Below are 14,385 nucleotides of genomic sequence, written 5' to 3'. Positions count from 1 at the left end.
AACGTCATGGTGGGGGGAGGCAGCAGAAAGACGGAATTTCATGGATCTGACTGGCAAGCTCTTGATTGCAATGCCCGGAATTGGCGACCCCCGGTTCGAGCACTCGGTGATATTCCTGTGTTCGCACGGCGATGAGGGGGCGATGGGCCTCATCGTCAACAAGCCTGCGGACGGGGTGGCGCTGGGCGATCTGCTGGAGCAGCTGGACATGGGCGGCGACGGCAGCGCGGCAGCGGCCCTGCCGGTGCGGTTCGGCGGGCCGGTGGAGACCCAGCGCGGCTTTGTGCTGCACACGCCGGACTACGAATCGGACGTGAGCTCGCTGAAGGTGCCGGGCGGGTTTTCGATGACCGCGACGCTGGACATTCTCGAGGACATCGCGCTGGGGCAGGGGCCGGAGCAGCTTCTGGTGCTGCTGGGCTATGCCGGCTGGGGCCCCGGGCAGCTGGAATCGGAGATTGCGATGAACGGCTGGCTGACGGCGGAGGCCAGCCCGGAGCTGGTTTTCGGCCTGGCGGATGACAGCAAATGGGGCGCGGCGCTGAAGACGCTGGGGGTGGATCCCTTGACGCTTTCGGCCAGCGCGGGCCACGCGTGAACGGCAGGCCGGATATGTGGGCACCGGGGGCTCCCGCCCTTTGTTCCAATCATCGAAGATGACTGTAAAAAGGTTGGGTCCGGCGCCGTGCTGCGCACGGCGCGCCTCCGGCGGGAGTTTTCCGGACCAGAAAGAAGATCCGCAGCTGCGGCGGGCAAGGGTGTGACTTTGCGGTTTGGCATCTCTATGCGAGGGGGGCCAAAAGGCGGGCGCTCTCTGGCCGGGGTTCAGTCCCGCGGTGCGGCGGCGCGGCGGAGGCGGTCGTTGATGGCCTCTCCCAGACCGTGATCCGGGACCGGGGCGACGGCGATGGGTTTGCCAAGTGCGTCCAGCCGGTGCAGGTGGCCGAATAGATTGGCCGCCGCTTCCGCCAGGTCAGCGTCCCGCGACAGGTTCAGGTCGCAGTCGCCGGGGCCGAAACCGAGATAGAGCTCGCCGCCGCCAGGCTTTGCGGCGTTCAGCCTGACCGGGGCGCCGGGGGCGTAATGCGACAGCAGCTGGCCGGGAGCGGTCAGCGGATCGCCGGCATCGCGCTGCGCCAGCTTGCGGCCCAGCACCGCCTCGATCTGTTCCGCCGCCAGCCCGCCGGGGCGCAGCAGCACCGGTTCCGGTCCGGCCAGGCCGATGATTGCCGACTCCAGCCCGACACCGCAGGCGCCATCGTCCAGGATCGCGGCGATACGCCCGCCCAGCCCGGCCCGCACATGCGCCGCCGTGGTCGGGCTGATCCTGCCGGAGGGATTGGCCGAAGGGGCGGCCACCGGACCGTCCAGCGCCTGCAGCAAGGCCTGGCCGGCCGGATGGGCGGGCACCCGCACGCCCAGGGTGTCCAGCCCGGCGGTCACCAGCGGCGAGATCCCGTGGCCGTCGCGCAGCGGCAGGACAAGCGTCAGCGGGCCGGGCCAGAACGCCTGCGCCAGCGTCTCGGCCGTCGCGTTCCACACCACATAGCGCTGCGCCGCTTCTGCCGAATGCAGATGAGCAATCAGCGGGTTGAAGGACGGACGCCCCTTGGCCTCGTAGATTGCCGCCACTGACGCGCCCTGGCGGGCATCGGCGCCAAGGCCATAGACGGTTTCGGTGGGGAAGGAGACCAGCTCACCCTGCCGCAACAGCTGCGCGGCACGGGCAATGCCGGTTGCCGTGGCGGCAAGAATTTCGGTGTTTTGCTGGGGCATTCCGGGTGACGCGGCGTTTTGGTTGATTGATATAGGCGTCCGATTAGGTAATCGGTCAAGCCACTGACCATAATAGGCCCGTGCCGGGAAGCCAAGACTGCCCGCGCCAGGACGCCCCCGAAAGACCGCAAAAGGACGCCCATGACCTTCCGTGCCCCCGTTCCCGAGTATGAATTTCTGCTGAACCACGTTGTTGGCTATGACGCCGTCGCGGCCACAGACCGGTTCTCCGAGGCCACCGCGGATGTCGTGAGCGCCATCCTCAACGAGGCGGGCAAGATGTGCGGCGAAGTGATGGCCCCCTTGCAGCGCAACGGCGACCTGACGCCGGCCTATCTGGAAAACGGCGTGCTGCGCACTTCGCCCGGTTATGGCGATGGCTTCAAGGCCATCGCGGAGGGCGGCTGGATCGGCATGTGCGCACCGGAAGAGCAAGGCGGCATGGGGCTGCCGCTGACGGTGGCCACCGCGGTCAACGAGATGATGGCGGGCGCCTGCCTGTCGCTGCAGCTGGCGCCCTTGATGAGCCAGGGCCAGATCGAGGCGCTGGAGCATCACGCCTCGGACGCGATCAAGGACCTGTACCTGCCCAGGCTGATTTCCGGCGAATGGTCCGGCACCATGAACCTGACAGAACCGCAGGCGGGTTCGGATGTGGGCGCGCTCAGCTCCAAGGCGGTGCCGAACGGCGATGGCACCTATGCGGTCAGCGGCCAGAAGATCTTCATTTCCTGGGGCGACAATGATTTCTGCGGCAATATCTGCCACCTGGTGCTGGCGCGGCTGCCGGACGGGGCGCCGGGGACCAAGGGGATTTCGCTGTTCCTGGTGCCGAAATTCCTGCCGGATGCGGATGGCAATCCGGGCACGGCCAATGACCTGAAGGTGGTCAGCCTGGAGCACAAGATGGGGCTGCACGGCTCCCCCACCTGCGTGATGCAGTATGACGGCGCCACCGGCTGGCTGGTGGGCGAGGAACATGGCGGCATGGCGGCGATGTTCACCATGATGAACAACGCCCGCCTCGGCGTGGGCGGGCAGGGCGTTGGTGCGGGCGAGGGCGCCTATCAGCATGCGCTGGGTTATGCGCTGGAGCGCAAGCAGGGCCGCAGCGCCAGCGGGTTCATTGCCGACCATGCCGATGTGCGCCGGATGCTGATGGAGATGAAGGCGGATCTGTTTGCCGCCCGCGCGATCCTGCTGGCCTGTGCCCAGGCAATCGACATGCAGACCGCCACCGGCGACAGCAGCTGGGCGTCGCGCGCAGCCTTCCTGACGCCGATCGCCAAGGCCTTTGGCACCGATACCGGCATCCGGGTGTCCGAGACCGGGGTGCAGGTGCATGGCGGCATGGGCTTCATCGAGGAATCCGGCGCTGCGCAGTATTACCGCGACGTGCGGGTGACGGCGATCTACGAGGGCACCAACGGCATTCAGTCGATGGATCTGGTGGCGCGCAAGATGATGGATGGCGGCGAAATGGCCTTTGGCCTGATCGACGAGATCGAGGACCAGGCGGAACGCGCCCGTTCCACCCATCCGAATATGGCTGAATCCGTCTGGCAGGCCTGTGAATCCCTGCGCGAGGCCACCGAATGGCTGGTGGCGCAGGAGGACATGCAGGACCGCTTTGCCGGTTCGGTGCCGTACCTGCGGGCCTTTGCCCGGGTGCTGGGCGGCCATTACCACCTGGCCGCAGCAATGGCGGATCAGGGCGGCCCGCGCGAGAAGCTGGCGCGGTTCTACATCACCCGGATGCTGCCCGAACATGGCAGCCTGCTGGCCCATGCGCAGGCTGGCGCTGCAGGAACCTTTGCCCTCAGCCTCGACGAGCTGGCGGGCTGAGACGGTGACGGATATCCCCGACGTCTCGCCCCGCACCCCTTGGGAGGAACCGCCTGCACAGGGCGAAGCCATTGAAGTGGCCGAAGGCGTCCTGTGGATGCGCCAGCCGCTGCCGATGAAGCTCGACCACGTCAATATCTATGCGCTGGATGACGGCGATGGCTGGACGGTGATCGACACCGGCTTCAACACCCGCAAGAGCCGCGCGATCTGGGACAGCCTGATGGCGGGCCCGTTGCAGGGCAAGCCGGTGCGGCGCGTTGTGGGCACACACCACCACCCGGATCACATCGGCCTTGCGGGCTGGTTCCAGAGTGAACACGGCGCCGAGCTGGTCACCACCCGCACCGCCTGGCTGTTTGCCCGGATGCTGACGCTGGACGTGCAGGAGGTCTGGCCGGAGGAAACCCTCGCCTATTACCGCAGTGCGGGCATGGACAAGGCCTTTTATGACAACCGGGCCGGCGGCCGGCCCTTCAACTTTGCCGACACCGTGCATCCGATGCCGCTGGGCTTTACCCGCATCAAGCAGGGCGGCGTGATCCGCATGGGCGGGCGCGACTGGGACGTGCATACCGGCAACGGCCATGCGCCCGAGCACGCGACCTTCTGGAGCCGCGATGACAATCTGGTGATCACCGGCGATCAGATCCTGTCGACCATCAGCCCCAATATCGGCGTCTACGCGACCGAACCGATGGCGGACCCCTTGGGCGAATGGCTGGAGTCCTGCGAGCGGCTGTCCACGCTGGCGCGGCCCGATCACCTGGCGCTGGGCGGGCACAAGCTGCCGTTCACCCGGCTGCCCTTGCGGATGCAGCAGCTGATCGGCAATCATCACGGCGCGCTGGAACGGCTTCTGGATCACCTGTCCGAGCCGCGGACAGCTGCCGATTGCTTTGCGCCGCTGTTCAAGCGCACAATCGGCGAAGGGGAGTACGGGCTTGCACTGGTCGAATCCGTGGCCCATGTAAATCATCTGTACCACACCGGCCGGGTGGACCGCTGGAAACGCGAAGACGGCGCCTGGCTTTATCAGCGCAAGGGGTGATGCACCCCGGCAGAAGGGGGAAGCATGGACAACGAGATTTCAACCAGCGCCGAGGCGGCCGAAGCGGCGGTGCTGCCTTGTGTGCATGAGGTCCACGCCGACCCCGAGGCCTGTGCCGGGCTGACCAAGGTGCCGGAGAAGCTGCAGCGGCAGGACGCGGCCAAAAGCCCGGCGCGCTGGGCCTATGAGCGGCTGATCCTCTACATCCAGAACTTCGAGCAGCAGCTGGACGCCGAGCACGAGGTGGCAATGGGCTTTGCCGGCGGCAATGCGGGGGTGCTCCGGATCGAAGGCATGGGCTATTACGATCCCGACATCATCACCTTCTATGGCAGCGAGGGCGCTGGCGCGCGCACCCAGCTGGTGCAGCATGTGAGCCAGCTGAACGTGATGCTGCGGGCGGTGCCCAAGGCGCGGCAGGAGGCGCCGGCCAACCGGATCGGCTTCCGGCTGGCGTCGGATCTGGAACGGGGCTGACGCAGGCTGCCCGCGCAGGGCGGCGATTCGGCCTGCCGCGGGCAGAACATGCCTGTGCGGCGGCGCCGGGACGCAATGTCAGGGAAATTTTACCCCGATGCGCTTTAATGACGTGGTGACAGCGCAGGGCAAATCCAGTAATCACCGGCAAAATGCACCTGAATCCGAGGGATAACTCACATGGCTGAACATCAGCACGGCACCATGGACACCACCGTTCAGGAAAAGGTCTATGCAGGTTTCCTGACCTTCATCACCCGTTCCTGCATTGTCCTGATCTTCTTTGCCCTGTTCCTGGCGGTTTTTGCCACCTGATTGCCGGACCAGGGGGGGCAGGCGCTTTGCGTAATCTTCTGTGCCTTGGCGCGGTGCTGCTCGCGCTTGCGGGCTGCGCGGCGCCTCAGCAGCCCAATGCGGATGCCGGCACGCTGGCACGGGTGGCCTACCGCCAGCCCGGCCCGGCCGCGCTCACCCTTTACACCATGATCAACAACCGCACCGGGCGCGGCGGCCATGCGTCGCTGATGATCAACGCCTCCGAGCGGGTGATCTTCGATCCGGCGGGCTCGTTCTATGCCTCCGTCGTGCCGGAACGCAACGATGTGCTCTACGGCATCACCCCGGCGGTGGAGAAAGCCTATCGCGGGGCGCACGCCCGCAGCACCTACCACGTGGTGGTGCAGCGGGTCGAAGTGACACCGGAACAGGCGCAGAAGGCCTACCGGCTGGCAGTGACCAACGGCCGCGTGCCGGGGGCCTACTGTGCCCAGGCCACAATCGGAATCCTGCAGCAGATCCCCGGATTCGAGAGTCTGGACCGCACCTTCTATCCGGAGAAGCTGGCAGAGCAATTCGGCCGGCTGCCGGGAGTCGTGACCGAGCGTTACTACGAGAACGACAGCGCCGATCTGCAGGCGGGGCTCGCCAAGAGCGACGCAGACCTGAGCGCCGCCCCGGAATAGCTCCCGCCCGGCATCAAGCCGCAGACGCCGCGCAGGCGCCCGCCCGGCGCGGAGCCTTACGCCGCAAGATACAGCAGCACCAGCGCAAGACCGCCGGTGCCCAGGCCAATGAGCACGTTCCTGGTCAGATAGCCGGCGGCAAAAGTCGCGGCCGCGGCTGCGATGTGCATCAGGCTGGGCACGCCGTCCGTGGGCACAGGCCAGACCACCAGCGGCGCCACCAGGGCCGGGATGATCGCCACTGCGGTATAGCGCAGGTGCCGCATCAGCCAGGGCGCGATGGGCTTGCCGCCCATGAAACCGATGAAAACGAACCGCAGGCCAAAGCTGCCAAGGGCCAGCCCCAGGATCACGGTCCAGAGGATCACGGCGGGGATGCCACTCATTCTGCTGCCTCCGTCTTGGCGCGCTGCCGTTCCAGCCACAGCTCGGCCTGCGCGCCGGCGATCATGCCTGCGATTCCGGCCGCGATCAGCCCCAGGTTATAGGGCAGGGCCGCGGCCGGCAGCGAGGCGGCCACCGCCACGAAACAGGCGGCGACGTGGGCCGGGGTCCGAAGCATCGGCCCGATCATTGCCAGAAACGCCAGCGGCAGCACGAAATCGACGCCCCAGCTGTCGGGGATGCGGGTGCCCACCAGCGCCCCCAGCGCGGTGGCCATCACCCAGACCGGCGCGATGATGCCGTTGGTGCCAAAGAAATAGGCCATCCGCTGCGGCGCGGGCAGCCGGGGCTCGTTTTCGAATTTGACAATCGACAGCGCATAGGACTGATCGACGATAAAATAGGCGGCCAAAGCCCGCTGCCACATCGGCGCATCGCCCAGATAGGGCGTCAGTGAGGCGGAATACATCGCCATCCGCAGGTTCACCGCCAGCGCCGAGACCAGGATGATGATCAAGGGCGCGTTCTCCTGCATCAGCTGCAGCGCGGTGAACTGGGCCGCCCCGGCGAACACCGCCAGCGAAAAGCCGAAGGCCTCGGGCACGATCAGCCCGGCCTCCGCCGCCAGCACCCCGAACAGGAAGCCGAAGGGCGAGGCCATGAAAATGAAGGGGGCGCTGTCGCGAAACCCCTGCCAGAAGGCCGATTTGGTGGTGGTGATTGCCATCTGCGCGTCCTAGATTGCGTGCACCCGGCCTAAGGCGGACGCAGAAGGAATGCAATTGGTGAGTATGGATATCACAGAAGAATATCTGATCGCGCCCGGCGTCTCCAACCCGCGGCTGACGCGGGCGGTGACCGGCGTCGACCAGAACGGCGAGGCCAGCGAAATCGCCGTGGTCGAGGAGCGCCCGCTGACCATCTTCCTGAATTCGCAGGAAATCGTCACCGCCATGACCATCGGCGACTATCCCGAATACCTCGCGCTGGGGTTCCTGCGCAATCAGGGCATGCTGCGCGACGGGGATGAGGTCACCGGCGTCGATTACGACGAGGATCTGGAAACCGTGGTGGTGCGCACCGCGGTCGAAACCAGCCACGAGGAAAAGCTGAAGAAGAAGACCCGCACCTCCGGCTGCGCCGTGGGCACTGTCTTCGGCGACATGATGGAGGGGCTGGAGGACGTGCGCCTGCCGGAACTGGAGGTCCGCACCTCCTGGCTCTATGCGCTGGCGCATAAGATCAACCGCACGCCCTCCCTGTATCTCGAGGCCGGCGCCATCCACGGCACCGTTCTGTGCCATCAGGACCGCCCGCTGGTCTATATGGAGGACGTCGGCCGCCACAACGCGGTGGACAAGATCGCCGGCTGGGTGCTGTCGGAGCAGGCGGAACCCGCGGACAAGATCCTCTACACCACCGGGCGGCTGACCTCGGAAATGGTGATCAAGACCGCGATGATGGGCATCCCGGTGCTGGCGTCCCGGTCGGGCTTCACCGCTTGGGGCGTGGAGATCGCGCGGGAAGTGGGCCTGACCCTGATCGGCCGGATGCGCGGCCAGCGGTTTATCTGCCTCTCGGGCGAGGAGCGGCTGGTGCGGGACATGGACCCCAAGGACGCGCCGGTGGAAGAGAAGAAACACCGTCGGAAGAGTGCGGAGTAGAGTTTTGAACTATCACTTTCAATCATTTGAACCAATTGATGAAAAAGTAATGATACGGGCGATGCGCAAGTGCCCGCGAAGCGCTTCCAATCGAAGCAGTTACTGGTTGGGTTTTGGAATAGGAGTGCTCGAGGGCGCTATTTTCGCTTTGGGAATGATAGTCTTGGCGAAGGTATTACTTCGGTTCATTAACGTATCGTCTGAGATGCCGAGGACCGTCGTGCCGCTTTTCGGAGTGCTGCTGGCATTTTTGGTGACGAAGCTGTCTGCTCGATTTAAACTGGCGCTTCACGTAAGGCGGATGCTCTGGTCGCCGATCTATAAGGGCAACATGAACTTCGACCTGTCGTCTGATGGGCTCGAGATGAGTGGCTCAAATGTAAAATGGAGTGTGTCTTGGCCTGCCATCGAAAAGGTGATGGATGACCGGGACGCAATATTCTTTTACGCAGGTGCATTTTCCTATGTGCTTCCTAAGAGAGCGCTTGGCGAAACCAAGGCAAGCGATGTTCTCAAGTCAGTAGAAGGTTGGAGAAACCAAGGAGCTGCTTCATGACCCCACCCCTCGGCGTAATCCTCGCAGGCGGTCTCGCCACCCGGATGGGCGGCGGTGACAAGGGGCGGCTGCTGGTCGGCGGCCAGAGCCTCCTGTCCCGCGTGGTGGACCGGCTGTCGCCGCAGGTCTCGGGCCTAGCGCTCAACGCAAATGGCGACCCGGAGCGGTTCGCCGATCTGGGCCTGGCGGTCATTGCCGACTCCATCGAAGGCTTCGCCGGCCCCTTGGCGGGTGTGCTCGCGGGCCTCGATTGGGCGGCAGAGCAGGGCGCGGACACCATCGTCACCGCCGCCGCAGACACACCGTTCTTTCCGGCCGATCTGGTCGCGCGGCTGACCGCCGCGGCAGAGGGCATGGATCATCCGCTGGTAATGGCAACCACCCCGCGCACCGGCGACGAGGCGCTGAAATCCGGCGGCGGCAAACGCGTGAACCGGCACCCGGCCTTCGGCCTTTGGCCCGTTGCCCTGCGCGAGGACCTGCGCGCTGCCTTGAATGACGGCCTGCGCAAGGTGGTGCTATGGACCGACCGGCACGGCGGCCGCGAGGCGCTGTTCGGCGCGGACCCCTTTGACCCCTTCTTCAACATCAACACGCCCGAGGATCTGGCCCGCGCCGAGGCGCTGCTGGCATGAAGATCTACGGCGTCACCGGCTGGAAGAACAACGGCAAGACCGGGCTGATGGAGCGGCTGGTGGCCGAGATCACCGCCCGAGGGGTGACCGTTTCCACCATCAAGCACGCCCATCACGGCGTTGATGTGGATCAGCCCGGCACCGACAGCTACCGCCACCGCGCCGCGGGCGCGTCCGAGGTGGTGCTGGCTTCCGCGGGCCGCGTGGCGATCATGCAGGAGCTGCGCGGCGCGGCGGAACCGCCGCTGGCGGACCTGCTGGCGCGGCTCAGCCCGGTCGATCTGGTGCTGGCCGAAGGCTACAAGCGCGAGCGCCACCCCAAGATCGAGGCGCACCGGCACGCGGCCGGCACGCAGCTGATCGCGCCGGGGGATCAGACCATCCGGGCGGTTGCCAGCGACACCCCGCTGGACCTGGACCGTCCGGTGCTCGATCTGGATGACACGGCCGCGATTGCGGATTTCATTCTGGCCGAGCTGGATTTGTGAGCTGTTTTGACACCATTCTGGCCGTCGACTGGTCCGCCGCCAAGCGCAGGCCCCGGCGCAAAAGCAAGGATGCGATTTGGATCGGAGTGGCGCGCGGCGGAACCGCCGGACAGCAGATCTACTGCCGCAGCCGGCAGGAGGCTGAGATGTGGCTCTGCAGCTTCCTTGGTGAGGAACAGGCTGCGGGGCGGAGGGTGCTGGCGGTTTTTGATTTTCCTTTCGGTTATCCGCGCGGATTCGCGCGCCGGATCACCGGGTTGGATAACCCCTTTGCTCTGTGGCAGTGGTTGGAAGAGCGTATCGAAGACGCTGAGGACGGCAGCAACAACCGGTTCGACGTTGCCTCTGCAATGAACCGGCTGTTTGCCGGCGCCGGTCCGTTCTGGGGAAAGCCAAACGAGACAAACTGGCCGGACATTCCCTACCGCAAGGCAGGTATAACCTATGAGGACGTTGCAGAACGGCGCAGCGCGGATCTGGCGGCCAAGGCGTCTTCGTCCTGTTTTCAACTGTTCTTCAACCCGACGGCAGGCAGCCAGGTCCTCATGGGGCTGCCGGTCCTGCAGCGGTTGCGGCTCCGGCACAACGCCGCTGTCTGGCCTTTCGAAAAGATTGCGGATGCGCAAATTGTGTTTGCAGAAGTTTGGCCAGGATTGATTGAACCCGCGGTCAGGGCCGCCATGGCTGCTGCCGGCCCGGAAGAAATACGTGACCGGGTGCAGATGCGTCTCTTGTCGCAGGCGCTCAGCCGTCTGCCGGCGGAAGAAATTGCCGCAATGCTGGCCGCTGTACCTGAGGAAGCCCGAGAGGAGGCTTGGATTTTGGGAACCGGATATGAAGACCGCTTGAACGCTCTGGCCTCGGATGAGCCGGCGGGGCTGACACCGCCGCCGCTCAGCAACGATTGCTTTGCCCTGCCTGCGGGCGTCGACTGGACGCCGGTGGACGACGCGCTGGCGTTGCTGAAGGACCGGCTGGGGCCGGTCACCGGTGCCGAAACCGTGCCGCTGGCGGACGCCCTTGGCCGGGTGCTGGCAGAGGATGCGGTGGCCAGGCGCTCCAATCCGCCGCAGCCGAACACGGCGGTGGACGGCTATGGCTTTGCCGGCGGCCGGGGCGCGGGGCCGCATGTGCTGCCTCTGGTGCCGGGCCGGGCGGCGGCGGGCGTTCCCCATGACGCAACCGTGCCTGCAGGCAGCGCCATCCGCGTGCTGACCGGTGCGGCGCTGCCCGACGGGGTGGACACGGTGCTCCTCGAGGAGGACGTCCGCACCGACGGCGCGCAGATCGCCTTCAACGGCCCGCTGAAACAGGGGGCGAACACCCGCAGGGCAGGCGAGGATGCCGGCGCCGGCAGCGTGATCCTGCCGGCCGGCCGGGTGGTCACACCGGCGGATCTGGCGCTGGCCTCTGCCACCGGGCTGGCGGAACTGGCGGTGCGGCTGCCGCTGCGCGCCGGCGTGCTCTCCACCGGGGATGAGCTGGTGGAGGCGGGGGAGCCTGCGGCGGACGGGCAGATCTTTGACGCCAACCGGCCGATGCTGCTGGCGCTGATCCGGCAGCTGGGCTTTGTGCCGGTGGATCTGGGCAAGGCCGCCGATGACCGCGCCGACCTGCGCGCACGGCTGGATGCCGCGGCGGTGCAGACGGATGTGATCCTGACCTCTGGCGGCGCCTCGGCAGGCGACGAGGACCACATGTCGGCGCTGCTGCGCGAGGCGGGCGCGATGCAGGAATGGCGCATCGCGCTGAAGCCGGGCCGCCCGCTGGCGCTGGGCATGTGGCAGGGCACGCCGGTGTTCGGGCTGCCGGGCAACCCGGTGGCCGCGCTGGTCTGCACGCTGATCTTTGCCCGGCCCGCGATGGGGCTGATGGCGGGCGCGGGCTGGAGGGAGCCGCAGGGGTTCGAGGTTCCGGCGGCCTTTGAAAAGCGCAAGAAGCCGGGCCGCCGCGAGTACCTGCGGGCGCGGGTGCGCGGCGGCAGGGCAGAGGTGTTCCAATCCGAAGGCTCCGGCCGCATCAGCGGCCTCAGCTGGGCCGAAGGGCTGGTGGAACTGGCCGACGGGCCCGCCCATGTCAGGCCGGGCGACCCGGTGCGTTTCATTCCCTACGGCAGTTTCGCCATGTGAACGGGGCGCTCCCGCCCGCGGATCTGCGCATCGCGGATGCTGGCCCGCCGTTGGGCCCGGCGCCGCGCTGGCGCACGGCGCGCCGCCGCAGCAGGCCTTCCTCTTGCCTGACATACCCGCGTCCCGCGGCCCGGCAGGCGGATTTGCCGCCGGGAGGGGAGGCTGCGGCCGCTCGGGGCCGCCCTGTCAGTCGAAGGTTCCGGCCACCCGGCCCAGCAGCATGAACGCGCGGGCGGTGCGGGTGTTGCCGAGAGCGGATATCTCGCTGTCGGTGGCCTCGGTTTCAAAATCGGAAAACATCTGGTCGAAACGGCGCAGGAAATGGTGCGCGGCGTCGCGGAAGATCGGATCCTGCTTCATCCGGGCCGCGGTCAGCGCCAGCGAGGTCCGGTCGCGCACGCCGCCAAGCGCGGCCACCGCGCGGCCGCGGGCCCCTTGGCCGAACTGGCGCCAGATTTCGGGACGGGCCATGTCGGGGCGCAGGTCGTCCATGTAGATGCCGTCCTGGCTGAGCAGGGTGAGCACATCCTGCGCGGCCTGGATCACCTGGGCCGTCTTGCGGTCGCGCAGCGCCGCGCGCAGGGCGGCAAAACCCTCGGCGTCCTCTGCCGTTTCCGGGAAATTCAGGGCGCGGATGAACTGTTCCGCGGGCAGCGGCGGTGCGGCGTCCTCGGCCTGGGTGCCCAGAGCCAGAGAGCCCTGTCCGGCGGCGGTCAGCTCGGCCGCCTCGGCGGGAATCGCCGGGCGGGCGGGATTGCGGCGGCTGGTGTGGAAGGTGGCCAGCGCGGTTTCGGTCTTGCGGGTCGCCTCGGCGATCTCGTCCAGCCGCTTGGCCACCGAAGGTTCGGCCACCGCCGCGTGCTGCTGGGCCTGGATCAGGTAGGTCTGGCGCAGCCCGTCGATGGCGGCCTGCAGCTGTTCGCTCTCTTCCCGCATCACCCGCGCCGAGCGCGCGGCAGAAGCCGCAACCCAGAGCATGGCCAGCGGCAGCACCAGCGCCAGGATGCCGGTGATCAGATCGGTCCATTGCGCCAGCCCGGCATCCTCCGGGGCAAACAGATAAAGCCCTGCCGCCGCCAGCAGCCACAGCGCGCCCAGGCCGATGGCCGCCAGCTCAGCCCCGCCCAATCCATTGCCGTCAGGTCCGTCGAGGCCCCTCAACGGACGGCTGCCGCCGGGGGTCGGACTGGTGCCGGGACTGCTGCTGGAGCCTGTCATGAACACTCGCTGCTTTGCGGATCAGGAATAGACGATCTTGAGGATCTCATAGGCGCGCTCGCCGCCGGGCGTGCGCACTTCCACACTGTCGCCTTCGTCCTTGCCGATCAAGGCGCGCGCGATCGGCGATTTGATGTTCAGCAGGCCCGCCTCGATGTTGGCCTCATGCTCGCCGACGATCTGCCAGGTCTTTTCCTCGTCGGTGTCCTCGTCCACCACGGTCACCCGGGCGCCGAACTTGATGGCGCCGGACAGTTTCGCCGGGTTGATCACATCGGCCAGCGACAGGATGCCTTCCAGCTCCTTGATGCGGCCTTCGATGAAGGACTGCTTTTCGCGCGCCGAATGGTACTCGGCGTTTTCCGACAGGTCGCCCAGTTCGCGGGCTTCGGCGATCGCCTGGATGATGGCCGGGCGTTCGACGGATTTCAGGGTCTTCAGTTCGCTTTCCAGCGCGGCGTGGCCCGCCGGGGTCATCGGGATCTTTTCCATGTGATTGGTCCAGGTCGCTTTTTTGCTTTGTTCTTGTCAGTAGGAAAACCGGAGCCCCGCAGCATGTGCCGCGGGGCCTCCGGTCCGGTTGACAAATACCTGACCCAATCCTGCACCCGATTTCAAGTGGGCGCGGGGCTTCCTGGCACGCAATTCCGCCTAAGCAGGCGGATTGCCCGGGTTTTCCACAGGATTGCGCGGAAAAATGCCACGTTGCGGCAGCTGTGGCCGGGCGGCCTGCCGCATCCGGTCAATCATATTGCACCGCCTCGTATTCGATGCCGTTCTCATCATGGAAGTAGAAGCGGTGGCCCGGTTCATAGTCGCCGTGGTTCATCGGTGTGAAGCCGGCGGCCTTCACCGCGGCTTCCGTGGCGTCCAGATCCTCTACGATCACCGCCAGATGGTTCAGCCCGCCAACGATGCCATAGCTTTCCGGCGCTTTGCCGGCGGGCGTGCGCGGCGTGTAGAGCGCCAGATAGCTGGCCTCCTCCCCCACATGCACGGTGTAGCCGCCATTCTTGGCCTCGCCCTGCCAGCGCACATGCCAGCCGAACACCTCCTGCATCCAGGCGGCGGTGGCATTGGGGTCGGCCACGGTGACATTTGCATGTTCCAGAACTGCGCTCATCGGAAATCTCCTTTTGCCCGAGCATACCTGTTGATGCGACTCACCGTAATTCCTAAACCTAACTTTAGCTCAAGAGA

At 66.4% G+C, this 14,385-nt stretch carries 17 protein-coding genes; 11 read left to right on the top strand and 6 right to left on the bottom strand.

Annotation, left to right across the window (positions count from 1 at the left end; all coding sequences use genetic code 11):
• Nucleotides 1–40 precede the first annotated feature (40 nt).
• The gene (locus tag OKQ63_RS15870; protein WP_264211014.1) at nt 41–598 is read left to right on the top strand and encodes a YqgE/AlgH family protein; all 558 of its coding nucleotides are present in this window, start codon (nt 41–43) and stop codon (nt 596–598) included.
• Nucleotides 599–825: 227 nt separating this feature from the next.
• Here OKQ63_RS15870 and OKQ63_RS15865 read toward each other — a convergent pair whose 3' ends face one another.
• Complete coding sequence (locus OKQ63_RS15865; RefSeq protein WP_264211013.1) at nt 826–1,776, bottom strand: L-threonylcarbamoyladenylate synthase; 951 nt, start codon at nt 1,774–1,776, stop codon at nt 826–828.
• Between the two features lie 141 nt (nt 1,777–1,917).
• Here OKQ63_RS15865 and OKQ63_RS15860 point away from each other — a divergent pair, with 141 nt between their 5' ends.
• The 5 genes from OKQ63_RS15860 to OKQ63_RS15840 all read left to right on the top strand — a co-directional run bounded on the left by OKQ63_RS15860 (nt 1,918) and on the right by OKQ63_RS15840 (nt 6,111).
• Nucleotides 1,918–3,621, top strand: coding sequence for an acyl-CoA dehydrogenase (locus OKQ63_RS15860; protein WP_264211012.1), 1,704 nt, complete (start codon nt 1,918–1,920; stop codon nt 3,619–3,621).
• A gap of 4 nt (nt 3,622–3,625) precedes the next feature.
• Complete coding sequence (locus OKQ63_RS15855) at nt 3,626–4,672, top strand: MBL fold metallo-hydrolase (protein ID WP_264211011.1); 1,047 nt, start codon at nt 3,626–3,628, stop codon at nt 4,670–4,672.
• 24 nt (nt 4,673–4,696) lie between these two features.
• The gene (locus OKQ63_RS15850) at nt 4,697–5,149 is read left to right on the top strand and encodes a DUF6173 family protein (RefSeq protein WP_264211010.1); all 453 of its coding nucleotides are present in this window, start codon (nt 4,697–4,699) and stop codon (nt 5,147–5,149) included.
• A gap of 180 nt (nt 5,150–5,329) precedes the next feature.
• The gene (locus OKQ63_RS15845; RefSeq protein WP_264211009.1) at nt 5,330–5,464 is read left to right on the top strand and encodes an aa3-type cytochrome c oxidase subunit IV; all 135 of its coding nucleotides are present in this window, start codon (nt 5,330–5,332) and stop codon (nt 5,462–5,464) included.
• 26 nt (nt 5,465–5,490) lie between these two features.
• Complete coding sequence (locus tag OKQ63_RS15840) at nt 5,491–6,111, top strand: hypothetical protein (protein ID WP_264211008.1); 621 nt, start codon at nt 5,491–5,493, stop codon at nt 6,109–6,111.
• Between the two features lie 56 nt (nt 6,112–6,167).
• Here OKQ63_RS15840 and OKQ63_RS15835 read toward each other — a convergent pair whose 3' ends face one another.
• Nucleotides 6,168–6,497 (bottom strand): AzlD domain-containing protein, encoded by a 330-nt coding sequence (locus tag OKQ63_RS15835; protein WP_264211007.1) that lies wholly within the window; start codon nt 6,495–6,497, stop codon nt 6,168–6,170.
• Nucleotides 6,494–7,222: an AzlC family ABC transporter permease gene (locus OKQ63_RS15830; RefSeq protein ID WP_264211006.1), complete on the bottom strand. Its 729-nt coding sequence runs from the start codon at nt 7,220–7,222 to the stop codon at nt 6,494–6,496. The genes OKQ63_RS15835 and OKQ63_RS15830 overlap by 4 nt, the downstream gene beginning before the upstream one ends.
• A gap of 64 nt (nt 7,223–7,286) precedes the next feature.
• Between OKQ63_RS15830 and OKQ63_RS15825 the strand changes: the two genes are divergently transcribed.
• From OKQ63_RS15825 to OKQ63_RS15805, 5 genes are read left to right on the top strand one after another with little or no spacing between them, the layout of a single operon-like run.
• Nucleotides 7,287–8,159: a formate dehydrogenase accessory sulfurtransferase FdhD gene (locus OKQ63_RS15825; protein WP_264213940.1), complete on the top strand. Its 873-nt coding sequence runs from the start codon at nt 7,287–7,289 to the stop codon at nt 8,157–8,159.
• Between the two features lie 4 nt (nt 8,160–8,163).
• On the top strand, nt 8,164–8,715 hold the full coding sequence (locus OKQ63_RS15820; RefSeq protein WP_264211005.1) for a YcxB family protein: 552 nt from the start codon (nt 8,164–8,166) through the stop codon (nt 8,713–8,715).
• Nucleotides 8,712–9,350: a molybdenum cofactor guanylyltransferase MobA gene (mobA, locus tag OKQ63_RS15815; RefSeq protein ID WP_264211004.1), complete on the top strand. Its 639-nt coding sequence runs from the start codon at nt 8,712–8,714 to the stop codon at nt 9,348–9,350. The genes OKQ63_RS15820 and mobA overlap by 4 nt, the downstream gene beginning before the upstream one ends.
• The gene (gene mobB, locus OKQ63_RS15810; RefSeq protein WP_264211003.1) at nt 9,347–9,838 is read left to right on the top strand and encodes a molybdopterin-guanine dinucleotide biosynthesis protein B; all 492 of its coding nucleotides are present in this window, start codon (nt 9,347–9,349) and stop codon (nt 9,836–9,838) included. The genes mobA and mobB overlap by 4 nt, the downstream gene beginning before the upstream one ends.
• Nucleotides 9,835–11,967 carry a molybdopterin-binding protein gene (locus OKQ63_RS15805; RefSeq protein ID WP_264211002.1) on the top strand — a complete coding sequence of 711 codons (2,133 nt, stop codon included), beginning with the start codon at nt 9,835–9,837 and terminating at the stop codon, nt 11,965–11,967. The genes mobB and OKQ63_RS15805 overlap by 4 nt, the downstream gene beginning before the upstream one ends.
• A gap of 186 nt (nt 11,968–12,153) precedes the next feature.
• Here OKQ63_RS15805 and OKQ63_RS15800 read toward each other — a convergent pair whose 3' ends face one another.
• The 3 genes from OKQ63_RS15800 to OKQ63_RS15790 all read right to left on the bottom strand — a co-directional run bounded on the left by OKQ63_RS15800 (nt 12,154) and on the right by OKQ63_RS15790 (nt 14,308).
• Nucleotides 12,154–13,185, bottom strand: a complete 1,032-nt coding sequence (locus OKQ63_RS15800) for a hypothetical protein (protein ID WP_264211001.1) — start codon at nt 13,183–13,185, stop codon at nt 12,154–12,156.
• A 21-nt stretch (nt 13,186–13,206) separates the two neighbouring features.
• Nucleotides 13,207–13,677: a transcription elongation factor GreA gene (gene greA / locus OKQ63_RS15795; RefSeq protein WP_264211000.1), complete on the bottom strand. Its 471-nt coding sequence runs from the start codon at nt 13,675–13,677 to the stop codon at nt 13,207–13,209.
• 250 nt (nt 13,678–13,927) lie between these two features.
• A complete protein-coding gene (locus OKQ63_RS15790; protein WP_264210999.1) occupies nt 13,928–14,308 on the bottom strand; it encodes a VOC family protein in 381 nt (126 codons plus the stop codon).
• Nucleotides 14,309–14,385: the final 77 nt, after the last annotated feature.

This window comes from Leisingera thetidis (assembly GCF_025857195.1).
GTDB lineage: Bacteria > Pseudomonadota > Alphaproteobacteria > Rhodobacterales > Rhodobacteraceae > Leisingera > Leisingera thetidis.
This window is presented reverse-complemented; position numbering and strand designations above follow the sequence as displayed.

Excerpts from the sequence above, each read along its gene's own strand:
- OKQ63_RS15870 (WP_264211014.1), top strand. The coding sequence starts at position 41 with ATGGATCTGACTGGCAAGCTCTTGATTGCAATGCCCGGAATTGGCGAC.
- OKQ63_RS15865 (WP_264211013.1), bottom strand. The coding sequence starts at position 1,776 with ATGCCCCAGCAAAACACCGAAATTCTTGCCGCCACGGCAACCGGCATT.
- OKQ63_RS15860 (WP_264211012.1), top strand. The coding sequence starts at position 1,918 with ATGACCTTCCGTGCCCCCGTTCCCGAGTATGAATTTCTGCTGAACCAC.
- OKQ63_RS15850 (WP_264211010.1), top strand. The coding sequence starts at position 4,697 with ATGGACAACGAGATTTCAACCAGCGCCGAGGCGGCCGAAGCGGCGGTG.
- OKQ63_RS15845 (WP_264211009.1), top strand. The coding sequence starts at position 5,330 with ATGGCTGAACATCAGCACGGCACCATGGACACCACCGTTCAGGAAAAG.
- OKQ63_RS15835 (WP_264211007.1), bottom strand. The coding sequence starts at position 6,497 with ATGAGTGGCATCCCCGCCGTGATCCTCTGGACCGTGATCCTGGGGCTG.
- OKQ63_RS15830 (WP_264211006.1), bottom strand. The coding sequence starts at position 7,222 with ATGGCAATCACCACCACCAAATCGGCCTTCTGGCAGGGGTTTCGCGAC.
- OKQ63_RS15825 (WP_264213940.1), top strand. The coding sequence starts at position 7,287 with ATGGATATCACAGAAGAATATCTGATCGCGCCCGGCGTCTCCAACCCG.
- mobA (WP_264211004.1), top strand. The coding sequence starts at position 8,712 with ATGACCCCACCCCTCGGCGTAATCCTCGCAGGCGGTCTCGCCACCCGG.
- mobB (WP_264211003.1), top strand. The coding sequence starts at position 9,347 with ATGAAGATCTACGGCGTCACCGGCTGGAAGAACAACGGCAAGACCGGG.
- OKQ63_RS15800 (WP_264211001.1), bottom strand. The coding sequence starts at position 13,185 with ATGACAGGCTCCAGCAGCAGTCCCGGCACCAGTCCGACCCCCGGCGGC.
- greA (WP_264211000.1), bottom strand. The coding sequence starts at position 13,677 with ATGGAAAAGATCCCGATGACCCCGGCGGGCCACGCCGCGCTGGAAAGC.
- OKQ63_RS15790 (WP_264210999.1), bottom strand. The coding sequence starts at position 14,308 with ATGAGCGCAGTTCTGGAACATGCAAATGTCACCGTGGCCGACCCCAAT.